The following is an 11964-nucleotide window of genomic DNA, read 5'->3' on the forward strand; positions in this document are numbered from 1 at the left end:
TATAAATTTAATATTTATTAAGTATTTTTTATTTTTTATATTTACAAAATTAAAAGTATATTTTTTAATTTTTTATAAGAAATATATCGAGCTGTTTGTAATATCAGCTCGAATTTTTTTATATTCTATTATTGATATTTTCTGTAGAATTTAATAATTCAGATAAATTTGCAGCAGCTTCTTCTGCACTAATAGAAGTTTTATTATTTTTTTTATTAGAAGTATTTTTTATTCTATTTTTTAATCTTTGTTTATGGTATTGATATCCCGTTCCAGCTGGAATTAATCGTCCAACAATAACATTTTCTTTTAATCCGCGTAATTTATCTTTTTTACCTGCAACAGCTGATTCTGTTAATACTCGGGTAGTTTCTTGAAAAGATGCAGCTGAAATAAATGATTCTGTAGCTAATGATGCTTTAGTAATACCTAATAAATCTCGAGAAAATGTAGCTATTTTCTTTTTATTTTTTTTTATTTTTTTATTTTCTAGCATAATTCGTGAATATTCTATTTGTTCACCTTTTAAAAAAGGAGAATCACCAGAATTTATAATTGTCGCTTTTCTTAACATTTGTCTAATTATTACTTCAATATGTTTATCATTAATTTTAACTCCTTGTAATCTATAAACTTCTTGAACTTCATTTACTATATAATTTGTAACAGATTGTATTCCTCTTAATCTTAAGATATCATGAGGTGATTCAGGTCCATCTGAAATAATATCTCCTTTTTCTACTCTTTCTCCTTCAAAAACATTAAGTTGTCTCCATTTAGGAATCATTTCTTCATAAGTATTATTTCCATTTGGAGGTGTAAGAATTAATCTTCTTTTACCTTTTGTTTCTTTTCCAAATGAAACAATTCCATTTATTTCAGCTAAAATAGCAAGTTCTTTTGGTTTTCTTGCTTCAAATAAATCAGCTACTCTTGGTAATCCACCAGTAATATCTTTTGTTCCTACTGATTCTTGCGGAACTCTAGCCAAAGTATCTCCTGAAGATATTTTCATTCCATTATCTAACTGTATAATAGATTTTCCTGGTAAAAAGTATTGAGCAGGCATTTCAGTTCCAGGGATAAATACGTCTAAACCATTTTTATCTATAATTTTAAGTGATGGTTTTAAGTCTTTTCCTTGTATATTTCTCTCAGATTGATCTAAAATTACTATAGAAGATAAACCTGTTAATTCATCATTTTGTTTTGTAATACTTTGTCCGTCAATCATATCAATAAATTTAATATATCCACTTACTTCAGTAATAACAGGAATAGTATGAGGATCCCATGTAGCAATTATTTCACCAGCATAAACTTTTTTTCCTTCACCTTTTGCTAGAATAGATCCATAAGGTATTTTATAACTCTCCTGTGTTTTTCCTAGTTTATCTAGCATTTTTAGTTCAACATTTCTGGAAGTAATAACAATTTTTCCATTGGAGTTAATAACTGATTTAGCTTGATTTAAATGAATGATTCCATTTTTTCGAATTCTAATACTAGATTCAGAAGCTACTTTTGAAGCTGCACCACCAATATGGAATGTTCGCATAGTTAGCTGTGTTCCTGGTTCACCAATAGATTGTGCAGCGATAACACCTATCGCTTCTCCTTTATTAACTAATTTTCCCCTAGCTAAATCACGTCCATAGCAATACGAGCATACTCCAAAACTTGTTTCACAATGTACTACTGATCTTACTTTAATAGTATCAATAGAATTTTTTTCTAGCATATTACACAATTTTTCATTTAATAGCGTATTATGTGGTATCATAATTTTAATAGAATCTATATAATAAATATTTTCTACAGTAATTCGGCCTAATACTCTTTCTTTTAATGATTCCTTAACATCTCCACCTTCAATTAATGAACTCATTAATATTCCTTTTCGAGTTTTACAGTCAGTTTCTGTAACTACTAAGTCTTGTGCTACATCTACCAGTCTTCTAGTTAAGTAACCTGAATTTGCTGTTTTTAATGCTGTGTCAGCTAATCCTTTTCTTGCTCCATGTGTAGAAATAAAATATTGTAATACATTTAATCCTTCTCTAAAATTTGCTGTTATAGGTGTTTCTATAATTGATCCATCAGGTTTTGCCATTAATCCTCGCATTCCTGCTAATTGTCTTATTTGTGCAGCAGAACCTCTAGCTCCTGAATCAGCCATAATAAAAATATTATTAAAAGATTTTTGTATTATTTTTTTTTTATAATTATCAAATAAAATATCATATGATAAATTTTTCATCATAGCTTTAGCGATGTTTTCATTTGCTGTAGCCCAGATATCTATTACTTTATTATATCGTTCACTTACTGTTACTAATCCTGTTTGGAATTGCTTGTGTATTTCTGATACTTCTTTTTCTGCCTCAGAAATAATATTTGTTTTTTCTTTTGGAATAATAATATCATTTATACCAACAGATACACCGGATTTTGCTGCATATGAAAATCCAATATACATAATTTGATCAGCTAAATTTACTGTATCCTTTAATCCTAATATTCTATAACAAGTGTTTAAAATTTTAGATATATCTGTTTTTTTTAATGTTTTATTGATAATGTTAAATGGTAATCCTCGTGGCATTATTGTCCAAAATATTGCTCTTCCTATTGTAGTCTTTATTATTTTTTTTTGCTTTATAAAATTATTTTTATCATTTTTAATATATTCATGTACACGAATACTAACAGTAGAATGTAAATCTACTGCACCTAGATAATACATTCGTTCAGCTTCTTTTGAAGAGGACAGTAACATATTTTCACCTTTTCCGTTATGTTTTTTTCTCGTCATGTAATATATACCTAAAATTACATCTTGAGATGGAACAATAATCGGTTCTCCATTTGCAGGTGAAAGTATATTTTTAGTTGACATCATTAATGATCTAGCTTCTATTTGAGCAGATTTTGTTAATGGAATATGAATTGCCATTTGATCACCATCAAAATCAGCATTATAGGCAGCACATACTAAAGGATGTAATTGTATTGCTTTTCCTTCAATTAACATTGGTTCAAATGCTTGTATTCCTAATCGATGTAATGTTGGTGCTCTATTTAATAGAATAGGATGTTTATGAATAATTTCATCTAATATATCCCATACAATAGGTTCTTCTTGTTCCACCATTTTTTTTGCAGATTTTATAGTAGTAGCAAGATTTTTTTGTTCTAATTTTCCATATATAAAAGGTTTAAATAGTTCTAATGCCATTTTTTTAGGTATACCACATTGATTTAAACGTAGGTAAGGACCCACTGTAATTACAGATCTACCGGAATAATCTACTCTTTTTCCCAATAAATTTTGTCTAAATCTACCTTGTTTTCCTTTTATCATATCAGCTAAAGATTTAAGAGGTCTTTTATTTGAACCTGTAATTGATCTTCCGCGTCTTCCGTTATCTAATAAAGCATCAATTGACTCTTGTAACATTCTTTTTTCATTTTTAACAATAATATCAGGAGCAGAAAGTTCTAATAAACGTTTTAATCGATTATTTCTGTTAATAACCCTTCTATATAAATCATTTAAATCGGATGTAGCAAATCTACCTCCATCCAATGGAACTAATGGTCTAAGATCTGGGGGTAGTATTGGAAGAACAGTTAGAATCATCCATTCTGGTTTATTTTTAGAAGATATTAATGATTCAATTAATTTAATTCTTTTTGTCATTTTTTTTCTTTTTGTTTCTGAATTTATTTTTAATACTTCTTTTTTTAATTGAATACATGTATTTTTTAAATCCATTTTTTTTAAAAGTTTTTGTATTGCTTCTGCTCCCATTTGTGCTTCAAATTCATCTCCAAATTCATCAACAGCGTGTATATACTGATCTTCTGTTAAAACTTGATATTTTTCTAAATTTGTTATACCTGGTTCTATAATTACGTATGATTCAAAATATAATACTCTTTCTATATCTCTTAGAGGCATATCAATTAGTAAACCAATTCGTGATGGTAATGATTTTAAGAACCATATATGTGCTATAGGAGAAGCTAATTCAATATGACCCATTCTTTCCCTACGAACTTTACTTTGAGTAACTTCAACACCACATTTTTCACATACTACTCCTCTATGTTTTAAACGTTTATATTTACCACATAAACATTCATAATCTTTTATAGGTCCAAATATACGAGCACAAAATAATCCATCACGTTCAGGTTTAAAAGTTCGATAATTTATTGTTTCTGGTTTTTTAACTTCTCCAAAAGACCATGATCGCATAATTTCAGGTGAAGCTAATGAAATTTTAATAGAATCGAATTCTTCATCTTTTGTATTACTTTTAAAAAATTTTAATATATCTTTCATAGATTATTCTTATAAATATATGAATGGTTAATATTTTAGGTTTTTAATAAGGTTTATTTTTTAAATTTTTTGTTATATTAATATTTTAATCGTTACTTAATTCAATATTTATTCCTAAAGAACGTATTTCTTTTATTAATACATTAAATGATTCAGGCATTCCTGGTTCCATTTTATATTCTCCGCTGACTATATTTTTATACATTTTAGTTCTTCCTGTAACATCATCAGATTTTACTGTTAACATTTCTTGTAATATATGTGAAGCTCCATATGCTTCTAATGCCCATACTTCCATCTCTCCAAATCTTTGTCCTCCAAATTGTGCCTTTCCGCCTAAAGGTTGTTGTGTTATTAAACTGTATGATCCTGTGGATCTGGCATGCATTTTATCATCTACTAAATGATTAAGTTTTAACATATACATATATCCTACTGTAATTTTTCTTTCAAATTTTTCTCCAGTTCGTCCGTCAAACAAAGTTATTTGTCCTGAAGTGGGTAAATTACCCATTTTTAATAGTTCTTGTACTTCTTTTTCATTTACTCCATCAAAAACCGGTGTTGCAATTGGCATGCCGTGACGTAAATTTTTTGCTAATTGTAGTATTTCTTCATCAGAAAATTTTTCTAATTTAACTTTTTGATCTGTTTTATCTCCAAGATTATATGCTTTTTGTAAAAATTGACGAATTTTATATATTTTTTTATGTTTTTTTAACATTTTATTTATAATATTACCGATTCCTTTTGCAGCTAAACCTAAATGTGTTTCAAGAATTTGACCTAAATTCATACGTGACGGTACACCTAATGGATTTAATACAATATCTATTGGTACTCCTTCTTTGTCATAAGGCATATCTTCAACAGGATTAATTTTAGATACAACTCCTTTATTTCCGTGTCTTCCAGCCATTTTATCACCTGGTTGTATTTTTCTTTTTACTGCTAAATATACTTTAACAATTTTTAAAATTCCTGGAGATAGTTCATCACCTTGTTTTATTTTTTTATTTTTTTCTTCTATCTTTCTTGTAAATTTCTTTTTTAATTTTTTATATTGTTCTTCTAATTTTTTTATTTCTTTTTTTTGATGATTAGATTCTTTAGAATAATTTTTAAAATAATCATCTAAAGAAATAATATTTATTTTGTTTTTTTTTATACCTGATTTAATTAATATGTTCTTTATTCGCATGATAATATTTATTTCAAATATTTTTAGTTCCTCTGTTAAATCTTTTTTTGCTTTTTTTAATAACATTTCTTCTATTTCTAATGTACGTTGGTCTTTTTTTATTCCGTCTCTCGTAAATATTTGTACATCAATTATAGTTCCATTTACTCCATTAGGAACGCGCAATGAAGAATCTTTTACATCTGAAGCTTTTTCTCCAAAAATAGCTCTTAGTAACTTTTCTTCAGGTGTTAATTGTGTTTCACCTTTAGGTGTTACTTTTCCTACTAAGACATCCCCGCTAGATACATCTGCTCCTATATATACAATTCCTGAAGAATCTAATTTTGATAATGCTGATTCACCTACATTTGGTATATCAGCAGTTATTTCTTCTAAACCTAATTTAGTATCTCGACAAATACATGATAATTCTTGAATATGAATCGTTGTAAATCGGTCTTCTTTTACAACTTTTTCTGATATAAGAATCGAATCTTCAAAGTTATATCCATTCCATGGCATAAAAGCTACTCGCATATTTTGTCCTAATGCTAATTCTCCTAAATCAGTAGAAGGTCCATCTGCTAATACATCACCTTTTTTAATTTTATCATTTAGACAAACACAAGGTATTTGATTAATACAGGTATTTTGATTTGATCGAACATATTTTGTTAGATTATATATATCTATACCAGATTGATATGCATTAATTTTTTTTTCGTTTACATTTACAACTATTTTTGACGCATCAACATATTGTATAGTTCCGCTTCTTTTAGCAATAACTGTTACACCTGAATCAATTGCTACTGATCTTTCCATTCCTGTACCTACTAATGGTTTTTCTGGTTTTACAGTAGGAACAGCTTGTCTTTGCATATTAGCGCCCATAAGTGCTCTATTAGCATCATTATGTTCTAAAAACGGTATTAATGATGCTCCAACTGAAACTATTTGTTGCGTTGAAACATCCATATAATGGACTTGTTTTTTATGAAATAAACCAAATTCTCCTTTATGTCTACATATAACGAAATTTTCATAAAATTGACCTTTTTCATTGATTTTTGTATTAGCTTGTGCAATAATATAATTTCCTTCTTCTATGGCAGATAAATATTTAATATCACAGGTAACTATATTATTTATTATTTTTCTATAAGGTGTTTCTAAAAAACCATATTGATTAGTTCTTGCATATATTGACAAAGAATTAATTAACCCTATATTAGGTCCTTCTGGTGTTTCTACCGGACAAACTCTTCCATAATGTGTAGGATGTACATCTCTTACCTCAAAACCAGCTCTTTCTCTTGTTAATCCTCCAACCCCTAAGGCTGAAATTCTACGTTTATGTGTAATTTCTGATAAAGGATTATTTTGATCCATAAACTGAGATAATTGACTCGATCCAAAAAATTCTTTTATCGCAGAAGATATAGGTTTTGCATTAATAATATCTTGCGGCATTAATATATCTAAATCACTTAATGATAATCTTTCTCTCACCGCTCTTTCCACTCTAATTAACCCAACTCTAAATTGATTTTCTACCATCTCTCCAACTGATCGTACACGACGATTTCCTAAATGATCAATATCATCTATTTCTCCTTTTCCATTACGAATATCAATTAATTTCTTTATTACATCAAGAATATCATTTTTATTTAATGTTCCAGATCCATTTTTTTCTGTACGATTTAAAGATTTATTAAATTTCATTCGACCAACCGGAGATAAATCATATCTCTCTTTAGAGAAAAAAAGATTATTAAATAAATTTTCAGTAGCTTCTTTGGTAGGTGGTTCCCCAGGTCTCATCATTCTGTATATTTCTATTAATGCAGTATTTTGATCTTTTGTAGAATCAATTCGTAATGTATCTGAAATATATGGTCCATGATCAAGATCATTAGTAAATAAAACATATATTTTTTTATAACCGAAATTTTTAATTTTTTTAAAATCTTCTTTTGTTAATTTTGTATTTGCTTTAACAAATATTGTTCCAGTTTTAGGATCAATATAATTTTTACTAATTGTTTTTCCGTAAATATACTCTTTTGGTACCTTTATTGAGGTAATACAATCTTTTTCTAATTCACTAATATGTTGTGCGGTTACTCTTTTTCCTTTTTTTAAATATATTTTTTTATTTTTTATGATATTAAATGGTATAATTTCTCCTCGTAATCTTTTTGGAATTAAGTCCATTTTGATTGAATTTTTTTTTATATAAAAAATATCATTTTTAAAAAAAATTTTAAGTATATCTTCTGTATTAAGTTTTAGAGCTCGTAGTATTATAGTAATCGGAATTTTTCTTCGACGGTCTATTCGCACAAATAAATTATCTTTAGGATCAAATTCAAAATCTAACCATGATCCTCTATAAGGTATAATTCTTGCGTTATATAATATTTTTCCTGATGAGTGTGATTTTCCTTTATCGCTATCAAAAAAAACACCAGGACTTCTATGTAATTGTGAAACAACAACTCTTTCTGTACCATTAATAATAAATGTTCCATTTCTTGTCATTAAAGGTAGTTCACCCATATATACTTCTTGTTCTTTAATATTTTTAACAATAGTATTATTTGAGTCTTTTTCATACATAATTAATTGTAGTTTTACTCTTAATGGAACTGAATATGTTGCACCTCTTGTTTGAGATTCTTGTACATCAAATGTTTTTTTTCCTAAAGTATATGAAATATATTGTAATTCAGCAGATCCATTGTAACTACGGATAGGAAAAATTGATTGAAATGCAGCCTCTAATCCTTCATGACTATTTTTTTTTGATTGGATAAAATGTTTAAATGAATCTATTTGAATAGATAATAGATAAGGAATATCTAAAATTTTTTTTTGTTTACCAAAATTTTTTCGGATGCGTTTTTTTTCAGTATGAGAGTAAACCATTGTTTCCTTAGTGTATTATTATAATTTTAAATAATGTTTTATATAATTATTTTGTATATAAATATTTATTAAATTTAATAAATAAATATTTTTTTGGATTTTATTGAAATTTTTATTGCTTTTATTAAATATACTATACTATATTATAGTAATAATAAGAACTGGTGACTTATAAATCACCAGTCATTAGTGTATGGGTATTAATACTAATTTTAAATTATTTAATTTTATGTTATCTCTGCTGTAGCGCCAGAATCCGTAAGAGTTTTTTTCAAACTTTCTGCATTTTCTTTTGTTATATTTTCTTTAATAAGAGTAGGTGCTGATTCTACAAGATCCTTGGATTCTTTTAATCCTAATCCAGTAGTACTTCGTATTATTTTAATAATCGAGACTTTATTACTTCCTATAGAAACTAATTTGACATTAAATAATACTTTTTCTTCTTTTTTAGATTTTAAAGAATCTTGTTTTACATCTAACGGAATGTTTGACGAAATATCAAATTTTTTTTCTATTGCAGAAATTAATTGCATAATTTCTTTTACTGACATATTAGAGATAGTATCTAAAATTTCTTCTTTAGTAATTGACATGATTATTATATCCAAATTAGTTAAGAATATATTTAAAAAAAATTAGATTATTATATTGATTTGTGAGTGATTTGATTAAGTAATCGTAGGAATTTTCCTAATGATATTTCTTTTAATATTGTCATAAATTTAAAGATAGATTCAATATGTGTTGGCAGTGTAGCTAAATCGTGAATTTCCTTTATATCAAGTATTTTATTTTCGTAAACTGCGTTTTTTATTTTAAAATCTTTATTTTTCTTATTAAATTCTATAAATAATCTACTTGCACTGCCTGGATGTTGAAGAGAAAATGCAATTAAATTTGGTCCTTTCAATATTTCAATAATTTTAGAAAAAATTGTTTTTTTTAAAGATTTTTTTAGTAGAGTATTTCTAGTTAAATAAATTTTTACATTAAATTTCTTAGCTTTTTTACGTAATGTGTTAATTTTATTTACTTCAATTTTTGATGGATTTGCTGTAATTATAGATAATGACTTTTTTGCAATTGTATTAATTTTTTTAATTATATCTTTTTTTTTATTGCGATTTAATGCCATTTTTTTATCCTTTTTTTAATGATGTTTATAAACAAATATAAATAATTTATATCATAAATTTAAGGATAGAAGGCATTTAAATTTTTTATGAAATTTTCATATATCATTGATTATTTTTTAAAAAAATATTTTTTATATAAAATAAAATTGATGTAATTAATAAAAATATGATTTTATAAAGATAGATGATCAATATTTATTCCTGGGCCCATTGTGGTAGATATACTAATTTTTTTAAAATAAATTCCTTTTAATTGGGCTGGTTTAGATTGTGTAATAGAATGGTATAATGCTAAAAAATTTTCATATAAATGTTCATTAGAGAAATTTATTTTTCCAAAATTACTATGTATGGTACCATTTTTGTCGTTTTTATAATTTATTTTTCCTTTTCTTGCATCTTTTATTGATTTTTTTATGTCATTAGTAACAGTTCCAAATTTTGGATTAGGCATAATACCTCTAGGTCCTAATATTGGTCCTAATTTTCCAACTAATTCCATTGATTCTGGTGAAGCAATTATTAAGTCAAATTTAATTTTTTGTTTTTTTATAATATTAGCTAAATCTTCCATTCCTACAAAATCTGCTCCAGATGATTGAGCTATTTTTATATTTTTTCCGGTAGTAAAAACTGCTATTTTTATTTTTTTTCCGGTTCCGTGAGGCAATATAACAGACCCACGGACATTTTGTTCGGATTTTTTGGGATTAATATTTAAATTAAAGGCTACATCTATACTTTCTATAAAATTTGCTGGTTTTATTTTTTTTAATATTTCTATAGCTTTATTTATTTTATAATTTTTTTTTATTTTTTTTTTTTTTTGATTGAATTGTATTTTTTTTGATTTTTCTTTCATTTTTATTCCTTTATTACTGTAATTCCCATAGAACGAGCAGTCCCTTCAATAGTTTTTTCTATTTGAATAATATTTGATCCAGTCATATCTATCATTTTTTGTTTAGCAATTTGGTTTATTTGTTTTTTTGTAATATGACCAATAATATCATGTTTAGGTTTTTTTGATCCATGTTTAATATTTAAGCATCTTTTTAATAATATTGAGGCAGGAGGTGTTTTAATTATAAAAGTAAATGATTTGTCAGCATAAACAGTTATAATAACTGGAGTAGGAATTCCTTTTTCTAATTTAGATGTTTGTAAATTAAAATTTTTACAAAATTCCATGATATTTACTCCCTTTTGTCCTAAAGCCGGACCTACTGGAGGGCTAGGATTAGCCATTCCAGATAGTACTTGTAATTTTATATATGCTGTAATTTTTTTAGTCATAATTCTTCTTGTAATTAAGTAAACAATTTTATAAAAATAAAAATGTTTTTAATTTATTTTATTCAATATTTTTCTACCTGTCTGAAGTTTAGTTCAACAGGAGTTGACCGTCCAAATATTGATACAGATACTCTTAACCTGTTCTTCTCGTAGTCAACGGTTTCGACAATGCCATTAAAATCTGAAAAGGGGCCATCATTAACACGGATATTTTCTCCTGGTTCAAATATTTTTTTTGGTCGAGGTGTATCGCCAATTTTTTTTATTTTTTTTAGAATAATATTTATTTCATTATTATTAATAGGTGTTGGTTTTTCAGAAGAGCTACCTATAAAACCTAATACTTTAGGTAAACTTTTTATTAAATGCCAACTATAGTTGTTCATAATCATTTCAATTAAAATATATCCTGGAAAAAATTTATAATCACTTTTTTTTCTTTTTCCTTTTTTAATTTCTATTACTTCTTCAGATGGAACAATTACTTGTCCGAATATATTTTTCATATTTTTTACTTTTTCATTATTTAATATAGATTGTGCAACTCTATTTTCAAATCCTGAAAAAGATTGAAGAACATACCATTTTTTTTTTTCTACATACAATTTCTATAACCTCGGTGAAAGTATATAAGATATTATACGAAGTATAATTCCATCTATCATCCATAAAAATATAGATGTTAATATTATTAAGAATATAACAATTCCTGTTGTTTGTGAGGTTTCTTTAAAAGAAGGCCAAACAATATTTGACAATTCTAATTTTATTTCATTAATAAAGATAAGTATTTTTTTACTTAAAATTGTATGAAAAAATATTTTTAATAATATTATAAATAATGTACTAAAAAAAATTATTTTTAATGTTTTTGATGATTTATATAAAAAAAAAATATAAGTTGAAATTATTAACAAAATTATGGTAATTATGCAAAACCATTTTATTTTTTCTTTATGGTTCATATATGTTTGATATATGTTATAAATATGCATAATTATAGTTCTCTTATAAAGGTAAATTTTTCTTAAAAAATTATTTATAATATATCATAATATTTT

General features: G+C 26.0%; 8 protein-coding genes. All 8 read right to left on the reverse strand.

The features are described from left to right. Positions 1–118: 118 nt before the first annotated feature. Positions 119–4351 carry a DNA-directed RNA polymerase subunit beta' gene (gene rpoC / locus BUCICURV3402_RS00090; protein ID WP_154029088.1) on the reverse strand — a complete coding sequence of 1411 codons (4233 nt, stop codon included), beginning with the start codon at positions 4349–4351 and terminating at the stop codon, positions 119–121. An 85-nt stretch (positions 4352–4436) separates the two neighbouring features. Continuing rightward, on the reverse strand, positions 4437–8468 hold the full coding sequence (gene rpoB, locus BUCICURV3402_RS00095) for a DNA-directed RNA polymerase subunit beta (RefSeq protein WP_154029089.1): 4032 nt from the start codon (positions 8466–8468) through the stop codon (positions 4437–4439). Between the two features lie 227 nt (positions 8469–8695). Then, entirely contained in the window at positions 8696–9064 is a 369-nt protein-coding gene (gene rplL, locus BUCICURV3402_RS00100; RefSeq protein WP_154029090.1) for a 50S ribosomal protein L7/L12, read from the reverse strand. A 50-nt stretch (positions 9065–9114) separates the two neighbouring features. Next, complete coding sequence (gene rplJ / locus BUCICURV3402_RS00105; protein ID WP_154029091.1) at positions 9115–9606, reverse strand: 50S ribosomal protein L10; 492 nt, start codon at positions 9604–9606, stop codon at positions 9115–9117. Positions 9607–9779: 173 nt separating this feature from the next. Next, the gene (gene rplA, locus BUCICURV3402_RS00110) at positions 9780–10469 is read right to left on the reverse strand and encodes a 50S ribosomal protein L1 (protein ID WP_154029092.1); all 690 of its coding nucleotides are present in this window, start codon (positions 10467–10469) and stop codon (positions 9780–9782) included. Positions 10470–10471: 2 nt separating this feature from the next. After that, positions 10472–10903, reverse strand: coding sequence for a 50S ribosomal protein L11 (gene rplK / locus BUCICURV3402_RS00115; protein WP_154029093.1), 432 nt, complete (start codon positions 10901–10903; stop codon positions 10472–10474). A gap of 62 nt (positions 10904–10965) precedes the next feature. Beyond that, positions 10966–11508, reverse strand: a complete 543-nt coding sequence (nusG, locus tag BUCICURV3402_RS00120; RefSeq protein ID WP_154029094.1) for a transcription termination/antitermination protein NusG — start codon at positions 11506–11508, stop codon at positions 10966–10968. A gap of 3 nt (positions 11509–11511) precedes the next feature. Then, the gene (secE, locus tag BUCICURV3402_RS00125; RefSeq protein WP_154029095.1) at positions 11512–11898 is read right to left on the reverse strand and encodes a preprotein translocase subunit SecE; all 387 of its coding nucleotides are present in this window, start codon (positions 11896–11898) and stop codon (positions 11512–11514) included. Positions 11899–11964 lie beyond the last annotated feature (66 nt).

The sequence above is a fragment of the Buchnera aphidicola (Cinara curvipes) genome (genome assembly GCF_900698915.1).
Classification (GTDB): domain Bacteria; phylum Pseudomonadota; class Gammaproteobacteria; order Enterobacterales; family Enterobacteriaceae; genus Buchnera_F; species Buchnera_F aphidicola_AY.